Genomic DNA, 18,157 nt, shown 5'->3' with positions numbered 1-18,157 from the left:
AAACACGGTTGGCCGTGAAACGGTCCGCTTCAGGGAGTGGTGTCGATCTGCGGCACCTGGGCGCGCACCCGCGCATACTCGCGCCACACGTCGCCATGGGCCAGCACCTGGCGCGCCACGTGCGAGGTGATCCGGTACAGGTCGCGCAGCGGGCGGAAATGGCTGCGCCGCAGCGGGCCGCCGTCCTGGCCGCGGTAGCGGGTCTCCACCGGCACCGCCACGCTGCGGATGCCCAGCTGGCGCGAGGCGGAGATCAGCAGCTGCGCCTCGAACACGAAGTCCTCGCCGGGCACGTCCTGCAGCGCGACCACCGCCGCCGGGTAGTAGCGCTGGCCGCTCTGGCTGTCGGCGATGCGGTAGCCGGCGCCCCAGCTCACGCCCCAGTCGCCGAAGGCATTGGCCATGCGCCGCAGGCGTGGGGCCGCGGCGCGGTGGCGCAGGCGCGCGCCGATGATGATGTGGTTGGGGTGGCGCGCCGCCGCGGCCAGCAGGCGCGGCAGGTCGGAGGGGTCGTGCTGGCCGTCGCCGTCGATGGTCAGCACCCCGGTGGCGCCACGCGCCAGCGCCTCGGCGAAACCGGTGCGCAGGGCCGCGCCCTTGCCGCGGCGCAGGCCGTGGCGCAGCACGGTCACCGGCAGGTCGCGCAGGCGCTCGGCGGTGCCGTCGGTGGAGCCGTCGTCGACCACGATCACCCATGGGCAGTGCGCCAGGGTCTGGGTGACGACGTCGCGGATGCGCAGCGCTTCGTTGAGCGCCGGGATCACGACCGGAGTGGTACGCGGGTCAGCCATGGGCCAGTCCGATCCGCAGTCCGCGGCCCTCGCCCAGCGGCAGGGCGGTGGTGCCATGCGTGCCGGCAAGCGCCTCGGCCAGCGCCAGCGCCGCCGGGGCCATCGCATTGCGCGCGGCGATGCCGCACCGTGGCGCTACCGGCGCCGCCCCGGCGTCCGGGTCCAGTCGCAGCTGCAGGCGGTCGTTGCCGCCGGGACGGGCCAGGACCAGGGCCATGCCGAGCAGGCCCTCGCTGCCGAGCACGTCGTGCAGCGGACCGACCGCCGTGCCGTCGTAGGCGACCAGCAGCACCGCCGGCGCGCCGGCTTCCAGCTGGGCCAGGGCCTCCACCAGGCCCATGGCGAAGCTGGCTTGGCCGGCGCTGATCGCGGTGGCCGGCTCCATCGCCCCGGTGCCGATGGTCCAGTAGCCGGCGGCGGCGTTGTGCACGGAATTGTGGAAGCGGGTCGGCGAGACCTCGGTGGGGGCGCGCGCCAGGGTGGCGCACATGTTGTCGGTGATCGCCAGCTCGCCGTAGGTGGAGGTGAACACCGAGGGCAGGCTGGCCGGGTCGCGGCCGGCGGCCTCGCACGCGGCCTGGGCCGCCTGCAGCGCGACCAGCACCGTGTCCGGCGCGCGCCGGCGCTCGTTGGGCGGCAGCAGCGTGGGTGCCGGCCGCGCGGGCGCCGCTTCCGGCGCCCCGGCGCCGCGGTGCAGGCCGACGAAGGCCTCCCAGGACGGGACGCCCGGGGCCCACAGGCCGATGCCTTCGATCGCGGCGGTGAGGGGCGTGGTCATGGGCGCGAGAACACCAGCGAACAGTTGTTGCCGCCGAAGCCGAAGGCGTTGTTCATCGCATGGGCGATGTCGGCGCGGGCATTGTCGAAACGGATCTGCGGGCCGCACACCGGGTCGGGCACGGCGCTGTTGAGGGTGCCCGGCAACAGCCCGTGCTCCAGCGCCAGCAGCGCGAACGCGGACTCGACGATGCCGGCCGCGCCGAGGGTATGGCCGGTCCAGCCCTTGGTCGAGCTGGCATGCAGGGTTGGCGGGAACAGCGCCGCCACCGCCGCCGCCTCGACGCTGTCGTTGGCCGGGGTGGCGGTGCCGTGCAGGCTCAGGTAGCCGATGTCGTCCGGCGCCAGGCCGGCACGCGCCAGCGCGTCCTGCATCGCCCGCCGCGCGCCCAGGCCTTCCGGGTGCGGCGAGGACATGTGGTAGGCGTCGGAGGATTCGCCGTAGCCGGACAGCCAGGCGCGCACGCGGGCGGGTTCGGCCTGGCGTTCGAGCAGGGCGAAGCCGGCGGCCTCGCCCAGCGACAAACCGTCGCGCGCGGCGTTGAACGGCCGGCAGGGCTGCGCCGAGACCAGCTGCAGCGCGTTGAAGCCGTACAGCACGCTGCCGCACAGGGTGTCCACGCCGCCGACGATGGCTGCATCGGCGAGGCCGGCCTGCATCAGGCGCGCGGCATGGGCGAACACCTTGGCGCTGGAGGAGCAGGCGGTGGCCACGGTGAGGGTCGGGCCGGCGGCGCCGGTGGCCGCGCCCACGAAACCGGAGGCGGCGTCCGGGCAGTGCACCTTCAGCCGCGCCAGGTCGGCCGGGAAGCGGCCGTCCTCCAGCCGGGTATAGGCCTCCTCGGTTTCGCCGATGCTGGAGGTGGAAGTGCCGATCACCACCGCCACCCGCGCCGCACCATGGCGCGCCACGGCCTCGCGCGCGGCCTCGAGGAAGCCGTCCTGCTGCAGGCCCAGCCAGGCCAGGCGGTGGTTGCGCGACTGCCAGCCTTCCAGCGCCGCCGGCAGTTCCACCGTTTCCACGCCCTCGACCCGGCCGATCCAGCACTCCAGCGGCCGCCCCGGCAGGTCGTTGCGGCGCAGTCCGCCACGGCGCTGCACGAGCGCCTCGTGCTGCGCCTGCAGCCCGGCGCCAAGCGCGGTGGTGGTGGTGAAGGCGGTGATGGCCACGGGCGCGACGGGCGCCGGACGGGAGTGCGTGAGCAAGGGCAGCGACTGGCGGGCAGGAGGCGCGGGAGTATAGCCACTGCGCCTGTTGCCGCCGCGTGCCGGCCGGCTTCACCAGGATGAACGACGCCCCAGGCATTGCCGCGCTTCCGCACCTGCGACATTTCCTCCACAATCCCGAGGTTCTTACGTTTCCCCCGGGGCCGGGCGCGACCGCGCGCATGCAAGCCTACGTCTACAAGAGCCGCCGCCGAGCAGACACCTACGTATTCCTGGCCGAACGCGACGGGTTCTCGCGCCTGCCCGCGGCGGTGGCGCAGGGCCTTGGCCAGCTGGAATTCGTCCTCGAGGTCGCGTTGACCCCGGAGCGCCGCCTGGCGCGGGCCGACGCCGCGGTCGTGCGCGCCAACCTGGCCGCGCAGGGCTTCCACATCCAGTTCCCGCCGGTCCCCGGTACCCCGGACGCGGCCCATGGCTGAGCCCGTTTCCCGTCCCGCCCGCCCGCTGCTGGCCGCGTTCCTGCTCGCGGCCGGCGTGCTGCTGGCAGCGCTGGCCGGTTTCGGCGGCGCGGTCGCGGTGGTCGCCGGCCTGCTGGCGCAGGCGCTGCTGGCCGCGGGCCTGTCGTGGTGGCGCGGTACCCGCGCGCTGCCGGCCAGTCCGCGCGCACTGCCGGCCGCGCTGCCGGGGCCGTTGCTGGCCTGGGGCGCCGGGCTGGCCCTGGCGGCGCTGCTGCTGGCCTGGCCGCTGCAGGCGCTGCGTGCCCACGCCAGCCTCGGCGCCGCGCTGGGCACCAGCCTGATGGCGGCCCTGCTGGTGCTCGCACTGTGGCGCACCTGGCCGGTGTGGCGCGCCGTGGAGGGCGAGGGCGCCGCGCCGGGCGCGTCCTGGCGCCGGCTGCCGCAGCAGCAGGCCGATACCTGGTCCGGGCTGGGTGCAGCGCTGGCCATCGCCCTGGTGCTGGGCGGCTGGCTGCTGCTGGCCTGGCCGCAGCTGCTGGCCCCGGCCACGCGCTGGGGCCTGGCCGCGGCCTGGGCCCTGGCCGGGATCCCGCTGCACCTGTGGCTGCAGCGCACCCCGGCCCCGGTCGAGCGCGCCGCGCCGCTGGATTTCCTCGCCGCGACCCTGCTGCAGGCCGAACCGGAGCCGCTGCCGCCGGCACCGGAAGATCCGGCCGCGCTGGCCGAGGCGCTGTACGCCGCCGCCCGCGCCGGCCGCGTCGACCAGGCCCTGCAGCTGCTGGAGGCCGGTGCCGACCCGCATGCGCCGCCGCCGGAGGATGAACGCGACCGCCGCAGCCTGGCGGTGCTGGCCGCGGTGCTGCCGGACCTGCGCCTGCTGCGCGCGCTGATTGCCCAGGGCGTCGACCTCAACCCGCCCGGCGGCACCGGCCCGCTGCTGGCCGCCACCCGCGACAGCTGGCACGGCCGCCCCGAGGCGGTGATGACCCTGCTGGCCAACGGCGCCGACCCGCGCGCCCGCGACGCCGAAGGCAATGCCCCGCTGCACCATGCCGCGCGCAGCACCGACCCCGGCGTGGCCGCGCTGCTGCGCGACGCCGGCGCCGAGCTGGAGGCGCTCAACAACGACGGCCTGTCGCCGCTGGGCGTGGCCTGCGCCGCCGGCAACTGGCGCCTGGCCAAGTTCCTGCTCGAACGCGGCGCCCGGCCCGAGCCGCCCGGTGGCCAGCCGGCGCTGCTGGCCGCGGCCGGCGGCGACGAGGACGATCCGGCCGGGGTGCAGCTGCTGCTGAAGTTCAAGGCGCGGGTGGGCGCCACCGGCCGCGGCGGGCGCACCGCCCTGCACGAGGCCGCGCTGGCCGGCCACGCCGGGATCGTGGCGGCGCTGCTGGCCGCCGGCGCCGATCCGCACCGCGCCGACGAGGCCGGGCGCACGCCCTGGCTGGAGGCCGCGCGCGGCCAGCACGCCGAGGTGCTGGAACAGCTGCTGGCGATCGGGGTCGACGTGGCCGCGGTGGACGCCTCCGGGCGCAACGCGCTGCTGCTGGCGGCCAGTGCCGAGCAGCCTTCGCTGCCGCTGGTGCGGCGCCTGCTGCAGGCCGGCGTGGATCCGGCGGTGCCCGATGCCAGCGGCCGCCGCGCGGTGGACGCCGCCGCCGAGGCCGGGCGCTGGGCGATCGTGGCCGCGCTCGACCCGGGCTACCCGCTGCCGCTGGCGGTGGCCGACAGCGTGGCCGCCGCGCCGGCCGAGGCCGATGCGCGCCCGCCGCTGGCGCTGCTGCGCGAAGGCCTGCTGGCCGGGCGCATGGACGGCCTGCCGGCGCTGGCACGGCTGTGCAGCCCGGCCGAACTGGGCGGGCTGCTGCACGAGCGCGAGCTGCAGGCCCGCCCGGAAGCGCTGGCCTGGCTGCTGGAGCAGGGCGCCGATCCGGAAATCCTGGTCGACGGCCATACCGTGCTGTCGGCCCTGCTCGGCCGCGGCGGCGAGGCCGCCGCCGCGATCCAGCTGCTGCTGCGCCACGGTGCCTCGCCGGCCGGCGCCGGCGGCCTGGCCCGCTTCCTCGCCGCCTGCGTGCAGCGCGACGAGGCCGCCCGCGGCCACGAACAGCTGGCGCTGGAACTGTTCGGCGCCGGCGCCGATCCGTTCGCGCCCTCGCCGGCGGGCGACCCGGCGCTGTCCCTGGCCGTGCGCCTGGGCTGGCTGCGCCTGCTGGACGCCCTGCTGGACGCCGGCGTGGACCGCGAGGCCCGCGACAGCCACGGCATGACCGCCCTGCACCTGGCCGCTGCGCTGGGCCGCGAATCGGCGCTGCTGCGCCTGGTCGCCCAGGGTGCCTCGCCGGAGGCGCGTGCCGCCGATGGCCAGACCCCGTTGGGCGTGGCCCTGGCCAGCGGCCGCCGCGACCTGGCCGACTGGCTGGACTGGCGCGGCTGGCAGCTGCCCGGGCGCCCGCTGCGCCCGGCCGACGTCCCGGCCGCGGCGATGGCCGGCGACGCCGACGCGGTGCGCCGCCTGCTGGACCTGGGCTTCGCGGTCGACTCCACCGACGCCCAGGGCTGCACCGGCCTGCTGCGCGCCGCCGGCGGCGGCCATGCCGCGGTGGTGGACCTGCTGCTGGCGCGCGGCGCCAATCCGCAGCACGCCGCCAACAGCGGCGCCACCCCGCTGTCGGCGGCGGTGAGCATGCGCCAGCTGGGCATCGTCTCGGCCCTGCTGGATGCCGGCGCCGACCTCGAGCACCGCCTGCCGGGCGGGGTCACCGTGCTGATGCTGGCCTCGGCCCTGGGCCTGGCCGACGTGGCCGCGCGCCTGCTCACCGCCGGCGCCGATATCTCCGCCGGCGACAGCCAGGGCCTGGCGCCGCTGCACTGCGCCGCGCTGTACGGCTTCACCGGGCGCGACCGCCCGCGCCTGCTGGCGCTGCTGGACACCCTGCTGCTGGCCGGTGCCGAGCCCGACCAGCCGGCCGCCGGCGGGGTCACCCCGCTGCTGCTGCTGCTGGGCGCGCGCGCCGAGCCCGGCAGCGCCTGCGACGAGAACGTGGTCCTGGCCGGCCTGGAGCGCCTGCTGGAGGAGGACGTGTCGCTGGACGCGCAGGACCCGCGCGGCTTCGGCCCGCTGCACCTGGCGGCGCTGCACGGCCTGCGCGCGGTGGTCCAGCGCCTGCTGCGCGCCGGCGCCGACCCGGACCTGCGCGACACCCTCAACCGCACCCCGCGCGACATCGCGGTGATGCGCGGCTTCGTCGACGTGGCCGCCGAGTTCGTGCCCGCGCACCAGGCCACCGGGGTGTCGATGGCGCGCTTCCTCAACCAGCCGCGCAACTGAGCGCGCCGGCAAGGCCGCGGCTCAGTCCCTGTCGGAGGGCGGGGCCGGCGGCGCGTCCTGCGCCGGACGGCTGACCGCCGGGTCCCCGGCATCGGCCTCGAACAGCCGCACCAGCTCGGCGCGTGCCTGCTGCGCACTGCGCTTGAGCGCGTCCTCGTCGTCGTAGACCAGGTACTGCTCCTGCAGCAGGGCCTCGTCGTGGGCGCGGAAGCGGCGCACGTGCTCGGCCGCCTGCGCTTCGGGCATGCCCAGCTCGCACAGCACCCGCCCGGCCACTTCCAGGCTGGTGCCCAGCAGTTCGCGGTAGGGCTCGGTGCCCAGGTCCATCAGCCGCCAGGCGTGCTGGCGGTCGCGCGCGCGCGCCAGCACCCGCGCCTGCGGGTACTGGCGGCGGATCAGGCGCACCGCCTGCAGCGTGGTCTCCGGCTCGTCGGCACAGATCACGAACACCTTGACGTGCTCGGCGCCGGCGGCGCGCAGCAGGTCCGAGCGGGTGGGGTCGCCGTAGAAGATGCGGCCGCCGCTGCGGCGCACGTCCTCCACCCGTTGCGGACTGCGGTCCAGGGCCACGTACGGGATCTTCTGCGCCGCCAGCACCCGCGCCACGATCTGGCCGAAGCGGCCGACCCCGGCGATCAGCACCTGCGGCTTCTCGACCCCGGGCGCGGCGCTGTCGTACTGCGGCGCCGGCGCCGGCGGCTGCTCCTCGCGCCGCCGGTGCAGGTAGCGGTCCAGCGCCATCAGCAGCAGCGGCATCAGCGCCATCGACACACCGACCACCGCCGCCAGACGGTCGTACTCGGCGGTGGTGAGCAGGCGCACGCGCAGCGCCTCGTGGAACACCACGAAAGAGAACTCGCCGCCCAGCCACAGGGTGCCGCCCAGCAGCAGGCCGTGCCCGGGCTGCAGCCGCGCCACCTTGCCGATGCCCAGCAGCACGCCGAACTTCACCACCAGCAGCAGGCCCACGCCGGCGGCGATGAGCCAGGGCTCGGCGACGATCCGGTCCAGGTCGATGCCCATGCCCACGGCGATGAAGAACAGGCCCAGCAGCAGGCCCTTGAACGGCTCGATCTGCGATTCCAGCTCGTGCCGGTACTCCGAGTCGGCCAGCAGCACGCCGGCGATGAACGCGCCCAGGCCGGGGCTCAGCCCGGCCTGCTGCATGATCCAGGCACTGCCCAGCACCGCCAGCAGGGCGGTGGCGGTGAATACTTCCGGGGTGCGGATGCTGGCCACCACCTTGAGCCCGCGCCGCATCAGCAGGCGCCCGCCGAACCACACCAGCGCCAGCGCGCCCAGCGCGTGCCCGACCATGGCCCAGGTCAGGCTCTCGTCCTTGACACCCCCCAGCAGCGGGATGACCGCCAGCAGCGGGATCGCCGCCAGGTCCTGGAACAGCAGGATCGCGAATGCCAGCTGGCCGTGGTCGCTGCCCAGCTCGCGGCGCTCGCCCAGCATCTGCAGGCCCACCGCGGTGGAGGACAGGGCCAGGCCGAGGCCGGCCACCAGCGCGCCCTTCCAGTGCACGCCGTAGAAGAACAGGGCCGCGCCCAGGAACAGCGCCGACACGAACACCTGGGCGCCCCCGGCGCCGAACACCGGCCGCCGCAGCAGGCCCAGGCGCGCGGGGGACACCTCCAGGCCGATCACGAACAGCAGCATGATCACGCCCAGCTCGGACGCGCCCAGGATCCGCTCCGGGTCGCTGACCGCGCCCACCCCGTGCGGCCCCAGCAGCACGCCGGTGGCCAGGTAGGCCAGCACCGCCACCAGGCCCAGCCGGCGGAACAGCGGCACGACCGCGATCGCAGCCGCCAGCAGCACCAGCGCCAGTTCGAAACTCAGGTTGCCGGGCAAGGTGCCGTCCATCGATTGGCCCGATTATCGCCGCGGATGGCGCCGCGTGGGCGGCCGGACGTGACTGGCCGCTGTCCGCGGTGCGCGCGGGCGGTTCGGCACGGGCCTGTGCTAGCCTCGCCGCCGGTCCAAGGGAGGGATCCACATGCGCAGTCCATGGTGGTGGGCAGTCGTGCTCTGGGTGGTTGCGGGCCTGGCGCTGGCGGCGGAGGGCGGCGGCGAGCCGCAGGTCGAAGCCGGCATGCTGGTTTCCGGCCGGATCGTCGTCGGGCCCGACGGCAAGCCCAGCGAGTACCAGCTGAAGGATCCGGACCGGCTGCCGGCCGGGGTCCGCCGGTTCTTGGACCTGCATATCCCGCGCTGGCAGTTCGAGCCGCCGATGCTGGAGGGCCGCGCGGTGGCCCTGGACAACCTCATGGACATCCACCTCAGGGCGGTGCCCGAGGGCGAGGGCATGCGCCTCGAACTGGGAAGCGTCTCGTTCCGGCCGGCGGCCCGGGACACCGAATACGAACTGCGCAGGCGCAGGCTGATCCCGCCGGAGTATCCCCGCGCGGCCCTGGCGGCCGGCGACGGGGGCGGCGCCGTGGTCTACGTCGCGCTCAGGATCGGCCCCGACGGCAAGGTGGTGGAGGCGGTGGACGAGCAGGTCAACCTGCATTTCATTCCCGACGCGGGCAGCGAAGGGAAATGGCGCGACCTGTTCGCCCGCAACGCATTGCGCGCGGCGCGCGCATGGACGTTCCAGCCGCCGACCCGCGGCGAGCTCGCCGGGCTCCCGTACTGGCGGCTGCGCGTCCCGGTGCACTACATCCCGTCCGCCCTGCCCGGCGCCGGCGACCAGTACGGCAAGTGGCAGGCCTACGTCGTCGGGCCGTGGCGCCAGGTCGACTGGTTCGGGGAAGCCGACGTCCGCCAGCCACTGGAGTCGCTGGCCGGCAACACCCTGCACGTGGCGGATGCGCCCGGCCAGCTGAAGCTGGTCGCCCAGGCCGGGGGCTGATCCGCCCCGCGGTCTGCCCTGCGGCGACGACGCCGCGACGGCGCTAGACTCCGCCGGGGCCCAAAGGGGAGGCCCAAGGGGAGGGGAGAACATGCGCAGTCCGTGGTGGTTGGTGTGTGTCCTGTGGGCGGTCAGTGCGGTGGCGCTGGGGGCGAGGAAGCCGGCGCCGGGCCAGGCCGAGGCGGAAGCCGGCATCCATGTCGCCGGCACGATCGTGGTGGGACCGGAAGGCAAGCCGCTGGAGTACGAACTCACCGGCGCCAACCGGTTGCCGGCCGAGGTGCGCCGGTTCCTGGATTTCCATATCGCGCGCTGGGAATTCGACCCACCGATGGTGGACGGCAAGCCGGTGGCGCTGCGCAACCGCATGGGCCTGTACCTGGTGGCCAGGCCCAGCGCGGACGGCGGCATGCGCATCGTCCTGCAGGCGGCCAGCTTCACCCCCGTCGAGAAGGGCGGTGGCTACGACCTGGCGGCGGCGCGGATGCCGCCGCCGCCGTACCCGGAGGCGGCCGCCGAGATCGGCGTGGAGGCCACGGTCTACCTGGTGCTCAAGGTCGGCCCCGACGGCAAGGTGCTGGACGCCGCCGACGAGCAGGTCAACCTGCACTTCCTGCCCGAGCGCGATGCCGACAAGTGGCGCGACATCTTCGCCCGCGCCGCCGTGCGCGGCGCGCGCAGCTGGAAATTCAACGTGCCGACCCAGGGGCCGGAGGCCGGGCGCGAGTACTGGCTGGTGCGAGTACCGCTGGCCTTCACCTTCGACCAGCGCAACCGCTACGGCGAATGGCAGGCCTACGTGCCCGGCCCGCGGCGCAAGGTGCCGTGGGTGCCGGAAGATGAACAGGGCGGCCCGCTGGAGGCCATGGCCGGTGGCAGCGTGAACGCGGTGGGCGCCAGGAGCGGGGTGATGCTGACCCCGGCCGGCCGCGGCCTGTAGGCCCGTCCGGCGCCACCGGACGGAAACAGGAAGCCCCGCCGGTGGCGGGGCTTCCCGTGTTGCCTGGCTGCGCCTTGCGGGCGGCCTTCAGCGCTTCATCGAGCTGAAGAACTCGTCGTTGGACTTGGTGTTCTTCATCTTGTCGAGCATGAACTCCATCGCGCCGATCTCGTCCATCGGGTGCAGGAGCTTGCGCAGGATCCAGATCTTCTGCAGCAGTTCCGGCTCGATCAGCAGGTCCTCGCGGCGGGTGCCGGAGCGGTTGATGTCGATGGCCGGGAACACGCGCTTCTCGGCGATGCGGCGGCTCAGGTGCACCTCGGAGTTGCCGGTGCCCTTGAACTCCTCGTAGATCACCTCGTCCATCTTGCTGCCGGTGTCGATCAGCGCGGTGGCGATGATGGTCAGCGAGCCGCCTTCCTCGACGTTGCGCGCGGCGCCGAAGAAGCGCTTCGGGCGGTGCAGGGCGTTGGCGTCCACGCCGCCGGTCAGGACCTTGCCCGAGGACGGCACCACGTTGTTGTAGGCGCGGGCCAGGCGGGTGATCGAGTCGAGCAGGATCACCACGTCCTTCTTGTGCTCGACCAGGCGCTTGGCGCGCTCGATCACCATCTCGGCGACCTGCACGTGGCGCGCGGCCGGCTCGTCGAAGGTCGAGGAGATGACCTCGCCGCGCACGGTGCGCTGCATCTCGGTCACTTCCTCCGGGCGCTCGTCGATCAGCAGCACGATCAGGTGCACGTCCGGGTGGTTGGTCGTGATCGCGGTGGCGATCTGCTGCATCATCATCGTCTTGCCCGCCTTCGGCTGGGAGACGATCAGCGAGCGCTGGCCCTTGCCCTGCGGGGCCATCAGGTCGAGGATGCGGCCGGTGATGTCCTCGGTCGAGCCGTCGCCGCGCTCCAGCCGGAATCGCCGGCGCGGGAACAGCGGGGTCAGGTTCTCGAACAGGGTCTTGTTCTTGCTCGCCTCCAGCGGCTCGCCGTTGATGGTGTCCACCACCGACAGGGCGAAGTAGCGCTCGCCGTCCTTGGGCCAGCGGATGCGGCCGGACAGGTGGTCGCCGGTACGCAGGTTGAAGCGGCGGATCTGGCTGGGCGAGATGTAGGTGTCGTCCGGGCCGGCCAGGTAGCTGGCCTCGGCGCTGCGCAGGAAGCCGTAGCCGTCCGGCAGGATCTCCAGCACGCCGTCGGCCTGCACGCCCTCGCCGTGGCGGGTGAGCACCTTCAGCAGGGCGAAGATCACGTCCTGCTTGCGCGCGCGGGCCACGCCCTCGTGGATGTTCAGCTGCTCGGCGATCTCCAGCAGCTTGTGCGCGGGCATGCGCTTGAGGTCGCTGAGGGTGTAGGTCGGGAAGCCCTCGGGCACGCTCGGCTGCGGCCGCTGCGGGTTCTGCTGGCCGCCGTTGCCGCCCTCGTCCTGCATGCCGCCTTCCTCGCGGAAGCGCTCGCGCTGGCGTTCGCGGCGGTTGCGGAAGCGCTCGCGGCGGTTGCGGCCGCCGCCCTCGCGCTGCTCGCGCTCGCCGCCGTCGTTGCCGCCCTGGCCGCCGTTGCCGTTCTGGCCGTTCTGGCTCTGCGGCGCGCCCTGCTGGCCGCCACCCTGCGGGGCGGACGGCTGCTGGGCCGGCGCGGACTCGGCCGCCTGCGGCGCGTTCTGGGCGCCGCCCTGGGCGGCCGGGGCCGGGGCCGGGGCGGCAGGCGCCGGAGCGGCAGCGGCCGGCGCCGAGGGCATCGGCAGCGCAGCCTGGACCGGCGGGTTGGCGGGGGTGGATTCGGCGGCGCCGGCAGCGGCGTCGGCGGGCTTGGCCACGCGCTTGCGGGCGCGCTTCTCGGCGGGTGCGTCGTCGCTCCCGGGCGCTTCAGGCTGGGTGTTCTCGGACAAGACTGGAATTCCTCGCTGGCAGATGCGAGCGCCCGGAAGCGGGCGGATGACTCATGGGTGGGGTGCGCCGGCCTGGCGCGACTTGCGGCGGCAACGTTCCGGCGGGACGGCGGCCGCGCAGCGCGACCGGACCTGCCGACACTAGCACCAGGTTCCTGGCGGCGGCAAGCGCCGCGGGAGGCGGGCGGGGCCTGCGTTCAGGCCCGTGCGGCAGGCGGCCGTGGCCGCCCGCCGCGGCGGCTTCAGGCCGCCAGGGTCTTGTCGATCATCTGGGTCAGCTGGCCCTTGCCGACCGCGCCGACCTGGGTCGCCTGGACCTGGCCGTCCTTGAACAGCAGCAGCATCGGGATCGAGCGCACGTGGTACTTGATCGCCGTGGCCCGGTTCTGGTCGATGTTGACCTTGGCCACCTTCATGCGGCCCTCGTAGGCCTCGGCGAGCTCGTCGATGATCGGCGAGATCATCTTGCACGGGCCGCACCATTCGGCCCAGAAGTCCACCAGGACCGGTTCCTGGGATTGCAGCACGGCGCTGTCGAAATCGGCATCGCCGATATGCATCACCTTGTCGTTCACTTGGGTCTCCGTGGGATTGCGGATGCCCTCCACGCAGGGCGGGGGGGCTGCTTGGGTTAAACTGGGGCGTTCCGCGGAGATGTCAAGTGGGCTACACCGTCCCACCGACGGCCGCGCGGCCCGGCGCCGGCGCAGTGTGCGGCGGCCGGGAACGTATTTGCAAGGCCGCCAAAGGCCGCCTGTCCGGCCACGCTGGGCCAGGCCACATGAAGACTGGATGATGAGCGACAAGCCGCTGACCGATGTAACGTTTTCCTCCTTCGACCTGCATCCGGAGCTGCTCGCCGGGCTCGAGTCGGCAGGCTTCACCCGCTGCACCCCGATCCAGGCGCTGACCCTGCCGGTCGCCCTGGCCGGGCGCGACGTCGCCGGCCAGGCCCAGACCGGCACCGGCAAGACCCTGGCCTTCCTGGTCGCGGTGATGAACCGCCTGCTGACCCGCCCGGCCCTGGCCGAGCGCAAGCCGGAGGATCCGCGCGCGCTGATCCTGGCCCCGACCCGCGAGCTGGCGATCCAGATCCACAAGGACGCGGTCAAGTTCGGCTCGCACCTGGGCCTGCGCTTCGCCCTGGTCTACGGCGGCGTGGACTACGACAAGCAGCGTGAGCTGCTGCAGCAGGGCGTGGACGTGATCATCGCCACCCCCGGCCGCCTGATCGACTACGTCAAGCAGCACAAGGTGGTGTCCCTGCATGCCTGCGAGGTGTGCGTGCTGGACGAGGCCGACCGCATGTTCGACCTCGGCTTCATCAAGGACATCCGCTTCCTGCTGCGGCGCATGCCGGTGCGCACCGAGCGCCAGACCCTGCTGTTCTCGGCCACCCTCAGCCACCGCGTGCTGGAGCTGGCCTACGAGCACATGAACGAGCCGGAGAAGCTGGTGGTGGAGGCCGAGACGGTCACCGCCGCGCGCGTGCGCCAGAAGCTCTACTACCCGGCCGACGAGGAGAAGCTGCCGCTGCTGCTGGGCCTGCTGTCGCGCAGCGAGGGCGCCCGCACCATGGTGTTCGTCAACACCAAGGTGTACGTCGAGCGCGTGGCCCGTGCCCTGGAGAAGGCCGGCTACCGCGTGGGCGTGCTGTCCGGCGACGTGCCGCAGAAGAAGCGCGAGACCCTGCTCAACCGCTTCCAGAAGGGCCAGCTGGAGATCCTGGTGGCCACCGACGTGGCCGCCCGCGGCCTGCACATCGACGGCATCAAGTACGTCTACAACTACGACCTGCCGTTCGACGCCGAGGACTACGTCCACCGCATCGGCCGCACCGCGCGCCTGGGCGAGGAGGGCGACGCGATTAGCTTCGCCTGCGAGCGCTACGCGATGAGCCTGCCGGACATCGAGGCCTACATCGAGCAGAAGATCCCGTCCGAGCCGGTCACCCCGGAGCTGCTGACCCCGCTGCCGCGCCCGGAGCGCGTGCGTCCGGAAGGCGAGTCCGCGGAAGAGGGCGAGGAGGAGAGCATCGGCCAGATCTTCCGCGAGGCGCGCGAGCAGCGCGCCGCCGACGAGGAGCGCCGCGGTGGCGGCCGTTCGCGCTGCGGCCGTGGCGGCGCCGGCGCTGGCCGCAGCGGTGGCGAGCGCCGCGAGGGCGGCGAGCGTCGTCCGCGCCGCAAGCCGCAGGTCGAGGCCGCTGCTCCCGCCGCCGCTGGCGAGGCCCAGGCGGCCGCGCCGGAGCGCGCGCCGCGCCAGCAGCCGCCGGTCGAGGGCAACGAGGTCCCGGCCGTGGCCGGCGAGGGCGAGCGCGCCCCGCGCAAGCGCCGTCGCCGCCGTCGCGGCAAGCCGGTCGACGGTGCGGTGCAGGCCGGCGACCAGGCCAATCCGTCCGCGGTGCCGGCGATCCGCCAGTCGGCCCCGTCGGTACGTGGTCCCGTGCCGGCCCAGGAGCCCAAGCGCGAGTCCCTGCTGGGCCGCATCGGCCGCAAGCTGCGTTCGCTGGTCGGCGGCTGATCCGTCGCCCCGCGCGGGCGGCGCTTCGCTGCATCCCGTATCCCCGGTCGTGGCCGCCACGTCCGGGGATACGTGCGTCTGGAGCCACGATTCCTGCCGGCCGTCGCCGTCGCGGTCGCTTCGCCGTGCGCGCCCCCGCATAATCGCGGCATGACCGTCCTGCGATTCGAAAACGTCAGCAAGCAGTACCCCGGGGGGCACCAGGCGCTGGTCGATGTCAGCTTCGGCGTGGACGAGGGCGAGATGCTGTTCGTCACCGGCCATTCCGGCGCCGGCAAGAGCACCCTGCTCAAGCTCATCCACCTGTCCGAACGCCCCACCCGCGGCGCGGTGCTGCTGGGCGAGCGCAACCTGCAGCGCGTGCGTGGCGGCAAGGTCGCCCTGCACCGGCGCCAGGTCGGCGTGGTCTACCAGGACCACCGCCTGCTGACCGACCGCACCGTCGGCGAGAACGTGGCCCTGCCGCTGATCCTGCGCGGCACCCGCCGCGCCGAGATCGGCAAGCGGGTGCGCTCGGTGCTCGAACGCATGGGCCTGGGCCACCGCGAGAAGGCGTTGCCGACCCAGCTGTCGGCCGGCGAGCAGCAGCGCGTGGGCATCGCCCGGGCGATCATCGCCGAGCCGCCGCTGCTGGTGGCCGACGAACCGACCGGCAACCTCGACCCGACCCTCGCCGCGGAGATCATGGCCCTGTTCGCCGGGCTGCCCGAGCGCGGCACCAGCGTGCTGGTGGTCAGCCACGACCTGGCCCTGCTCAAGCGCATGCGCAAGCGGGTGCTGGTGCTGGACCACGGTCGCCTGGTCGACGACATCTCGCCGAAGGACCTGGCCGAATGAGCACCGCGAAGAAGGCGACCGCCCCCTCCGCGCCCTCGCGCCTGCGCGTGTGGTTCGACCAGCACCTGCACAGCCTGGCCTTCAGCGCCGGCCGCGCCGCGGGCAAGCCCTGGGCGACCCTGCTGACCGTGGCGGTCATGGGCCTGGCCCTGGCGCTGCCGCTGGGCCTGTCGATCGTGATGGACAACCTGCGCCACTTCGCCGGCAGCGTGCAGCAGTCGCGCGAGATCAACGTGTTCCTGAAGCAGGACGTGGCCATGCCGGCGGCGTCCATGCTGGCCGGGCAGCTGCGCGGCCGCGCCGGGGTGGCCGCGGTCGAGTTGCGCAGCCCCGAGCAGGGCCTGGCCGAGCTGCGCGAAGCCGGCCTGGGCGAGGCGATCGACGCGCTGGGCGACAACCCGCTGCCGGCGCTGCTGGTGGTCACCCCCGCCGCGGAGGCCGACGAGGCCCGGCTGGCGGCCGAGCTGGAGGCGCTGCCGCAGGCCGACCTGGTGCAGCACGACGCGCTCTGGCGGCAGCGCCTGGATGCCTGGCTGCGCTTCGGCCAGCGCGTGGTCCAGGTGCTGTCGGTGCTGCTGGGCCTGGGCGCGCTGCTGGTGGTCGGCAACACCGTGCGCCTGGACATCCAGTCGCGGCGCGAGGAGATCGGCGTGCTGCAGCTGCTGGGCGCCAGCGACGGCTTCATCCGCCGCCCGTTCCTGTACCTGGGCGCCTGGTACGGCCTGGGCGCCGGGGTGCTCGCGCTGGGCCTGATCGCCGCCGCCGGCGCCGCCCTGGGCGGGCCGCTGGCCGCGCTCAGCCAGAGCTACGGCAGCCGTTTCGCGCTGCAGGGACTGGATGCCTTCCACTCCGCGATGGTATTGGTGGGCACCGTCCTGCTGGGGTGGCTGGGGGCCTGGGCGGTCACCGGCCATTTCCTGCGCCAGACCCGTCCCACGGAGACCTGATGGCCTCGCACGACCTGAAATACCTGATCCGCGACAACCCCAGGGTGATGGTCGCCGATGGTTCCAAGCTGGTACGCAAGCTGATCGCCGACGTGCTGGTGCGCGAACTGCCGGGCGTTGAAGTGGTGGGCTGTTCCAGCATCGAGGAGGCGCGCGAGGCGCTGGAGGCCGGCCCGGTCGACCTGGTGACCACCGCGCTGTCGCTGCCGGACGGCGACGGCATGGAGCTGGCGCGCAGCGTGCGCGCCGCGGCCCAGGCCTACGTGCCGATCATCGTCGTCTCCGGCGACGCCCAGCAGCACCTGGTCGAGCGCCGCTTCACCGAATACGTCACCGACTACTTCGACAAGTCGCTGGGCCACGAGGCCCTGGTCGAGTTCATCCGCGGCTACGTGCAGCCGCAGCCGATCGCCGGCGCGCGCGTGCTCTACATCGAGGACAGCCGGGTGGTGGCCGAGGCCACCAAGCGCATGCTCGAGCGCCAGCAGCTGGAGGTGGTGCACGTGCTCACCGCCGAGGAGGCGTTCGCGCTGCTGACCGCCGAGTCGCTGGGCCGGGTGCCGCGCATCGACCTGGTGCTGACCGACGTGACCCTCAAGGGCGAGCTGAGCGGCCGCGACGTGGTCGAGCGCATCCGCATCGACTTCGACTACGGCAAGCGCCGCCTGCCGGTGCTGGTCATGACCGGCGATGCCAACCGCCACAACCAGTCCGAGCTGCTGCGCGCCGGCGCCAACGACCTGGTGCAGAAGCCGATCGAGGAACGCCTGCTGGTCACCAAGGTGCTGTTCCAGCTGCGCCTGGCGCGGCTGGAAGACCGCTAGCGGCGCGCCGCGCGGCAGGAGATGCAGTCCCCCATGGCCGACGAACCCGTCATCCGCCTCGAGCCGTCCTGGAAGGCGCGCATCGGCGACTGGCTGCTGCGCCCGGAGATGCGCGAGCTGTCGGCGTTCCTGCGCCAGCGCAAGGCCGCCGGGGTGCAGGTGTATCCGCCCGGGCCACGCCTGTTCGCCGCGTTCGACGCCACCCCGTTCGACCAGGTCAAGGTGGTGATCCTGGGCCAGGATCCGTACCACGGCCCGGGCCAGGCCCATGGCCTGTGCTTCTCGGTGCTGCCGGGGGTGCCGGTGCCGCCGTCGCTGGAGAACATCTTCAAGGAGATCGGCGACGAGCTGGGGCTGCCGCGCCCGGACCACGGCTGCCTACTGCCCTGGGCGCGGCGCGGGGTGCTGCTGCTCAACGCCGTGCTGTCGGTGGAACAGGGCCGTGCCGGCTCGCACCAGGGCAAGGGCTGGGAAGGCTTCACCGACCACGCCATCGAGACCCTGGCGCGCGAGCGCGAGGGCCTGGTGTTCATGCTCTGGGGCAGCTACGCCCAGGCCAAGGGCCGGATCATCGATTCCCGCCGCCACCGGGTGCTGAAGGCCCCGCACCCCTCGCCGCTGTCGGCCTATCGCGGCTTCTTCGGCTGCGGCCACTTCGCCGCGGCCAACGAGTACCTGGTCCGCCGCGGCCAGGCACCGGTGGACTGGTCGCTGCCGCCGCGGGCCGAGGTCGAGGTCATGCTGCGGGCCGAAAAGTCATCGGTAGAACAATAAGTATTCCATTGGCGGGTTTATCCCGCCGGTGAAAGCAATCATGCTGGCCG

15 protein-coding genes are annotated in these 18,157 nt (G+C 73.8%); 9 read left to right on the top strand and 6 right to left on the bottom strand.

Features of this window, described 5'->3' with window-relative positions; all coding sequences use genetic code 11:
• Positions 1-29: 29 nt before the first annotated feature.
• From EIM47_RS15035 to EIM47_RS15025, 3 genes are read right to left on the bottom strand one after another with little or no spacing between them, the layout of a single operon-like run.
• Positions 30-791 carry a glycosyltransferase family 2 protein gene (locus EIM47_RS15035; protein WP_125077365.1) on the bottom strand — a complete coding sequence of 254 codons (762 nt, stop codon included), beginning with the start codon at positions 789-791 and terminating at the stop codon, positions 30-32.
• Positions 784-1,569 (bottom strand): beta-ketoacyl synthase chain length factor, encoded by a 786-nt coding sequence (locus EIM47_RS15030; protein WP_125077364.1) that lies wholly within the window; start codon positions 1,567-1,569, stop codon positions 784-786. Before EIM47_RS15030 ends, EIM47_RS15035 begins: the two co-directional genes overlap by 8 nt.
• Entirely contained in the window at positions 1,566-2,780 is a 1,215-nt protein-coding gene (locus tag EIM47_RS15025; protein ID WP_164514628.1) for a beta-ketoacyl-[acyl-carrier-protein] synthase family protein, read from the bottom strand. The genes EIM47_RS15030 and EIM47_RS15025 overlap by 4 nt, the downstream gene beginning before the upstream one ends.
• Before the next feature lie 176 nt (positions 2,781-2,956).
• Here EIM47_RS15025 and EIM47_RS15020 point away from each other — a divergent pair, with 176 nt between their 5' ends.
• Positions 2,957-3,214 carry a YcgL domain-containing protein gene (locus tag EIM47_RS15020; RefSeq protein ID WP_019397279.1) on the top strand — a complete coding sequence of 86 codons (258 nt, stop codon included), beginning with the start codon at positions 2,957-2,959 and terminating at the stop codon, positions 3,212-3,214.
• Positions 3,207-6,521: an ankyrin repeat domain-containing protein gene (locus EIM47_RS15015; protein WP_125077362.1), complete on the top strand. Its 3,315-nt coding sequence runs from the start codon at positions 3,207-3,209 to the stop codon at positions 6,519-6,521. The genes EIM47_RS15020 and EIM47_RS15015 overlap by 8 nt, the downstream gene beginning before the upstream one ends.
• Positions 6,522-6,542: 21 nt before the next feature.
• Here EIM47_RS15015 and EIM47_RS15010 read toward each other — a convergent pair whose 3' ends face one another.
• The gene (locus EIM47_RS15010; RefSeq protein ID WP_125077361.1) at positions 6,543-8,393 is read right to left on the bottom strand and encodes a monovalent cation:proton antiporter-2 (CPA2) family protein; all 1,851 of its coding nucleotides are present in this window, start codon (positions 8,391-8,393) and stop codon (positions 6,543-6,545) included.
• Between the two features lie 133 nt (positions 8,394-8,526).
• Between EIM47_RS15010 and EIM47_RS15005 the strand changes: the two genes are divergently transcribed.
• A complete protein-coding gene (locus tag EIM47_RS15005) occupies positions 8,527-9,384 on the top strand; it encodes a hypothetical protein (protein WP_083852370.1) in 858 nt (285 codons plus the stop codon).
• 91 nt (positions 9,385-9,475) lie between these two features.
• Positions 9,476-10,324: an energy transducer TonB gene (locus EIM47_RS15000; RefSeq protein WP_240626255.1), complete on the top strand. Its 849-nt coding sequence runs from the start codon at positions 9,476-9,478 to the stop codon at positions 10,322-10,324.
• 87 nt (positions 10,325-10,411) lie between these two features.
• Here the strand turns inward: EIM47_RS15000 and rho are convergent, their stop codons facing one another.
• A complete protein-coding gene (gene rho, locus EIM47_RS14995) occupies positions 10,412-12,205 on the bottom strand; it encodes a transcription termination factor Rho (RefSeq protein ID WP_028915179.1) in 1,794 nt (597 codons plus the stop codon).
• Between the two features lie 242 nt (positions 12,206-12,447).
• Positions 12,448-12,780 (bottom strand): thioredoxin TrxA, encoded by a 333-nt coding sequence (trxA, locus tag EIM47_RS14990; protein WP_019397840.1) that lies wholly within the window; start codon positions 12,778-12,780, stop codon positions 12,448-12,450.
• Positions 12,781-13,000: 220 nt separating this feature from the next.
• On the opposite strand from trxA, the gene rhlB reads away from it, so the two are divergent.
• From rhlB to ung, 5 genes are all read left to right on the top strand, one after another.
• Positions 13,001-14,725, top strand: a complete 1,725-nt coding sequence (rhlB, locus tag EIM47_RS14985) for an ATP-dependent RNA helicase RhlB (protein ID WP_125077359.1) — start codon at positions 13,001-13,003, stop codon at positions 14,723-14,725.
• A gap of 150 nt (positions 14,726-14,875) precedes the next feature.
• Positions 14,876-15,562 carry a cell division ATP-binding protein FtsE gene (gene ftsE / locus EIM47_RS14980; protein ID WP_028915177.1) on the top strand — a complete coding sequence of 229 codons (687 nt, stop codon included), beginning with the start codon at positions 14,876-14,878 and terminating at the stop codon, positions 15,560-15,562.
• Positions 15,559-16,509, top strand: a complete 951-nt coding sequence (ftsX, locus tag EIM47_RS14975) for a permease-like cell division protein FtsX (RefSeq protein ID WP_019397308.1) — start codon at positions 15,559-15,561, stop codon at positions 16,507-16,509. Before ftsE ends, ftsX begins: the two co-directional genes overlap by 4 nt.
• Complete coding sequence (locus tag EIM47_RS14970; RefSeq protein ID WP_019397307.1) at positions 16,509-17,333, top strand: response regulator; 825 nt, start codon at positions 16,509-16,511, stop codon at positions 17,331-17,333. Before ftsX ends, EIM47_RS14970 begins: the two co-directional genes overlap by 1 nt.
• A 33-nt stretch (positions 17,334-17,366) precedes the next feature.
• The gene (gene ung / locus EIM47_RS14965; protein WP_019397306.1) at positions 17,367-18,107 is read left to right on the top strand and encodes a uracil-DNA glycosylase; all 741 of its coding nucleotides are present in this window, start codon (positions 17,367-17,369) and stop codon (positions 18,105-18,107) included.
• Positions 18,108-18,157: the final 50 nt, after the last annotated feature.

It is taken from the genome of Pseudoxanthomonas sp. SGT-18, from assembly GCF_003931645.1.
Lineage (GTDB): Bacteria > Pseudomonadota > Gammaproteobacteria > Xanthomonadales > Xanthomonadaceae > Pseudoxanthomonas.
The sequence above is the reverse complement of the archived record's forward strand: the minus strand, read 5'-3'. Positions and strand labels throughout refer to the sequence as shown.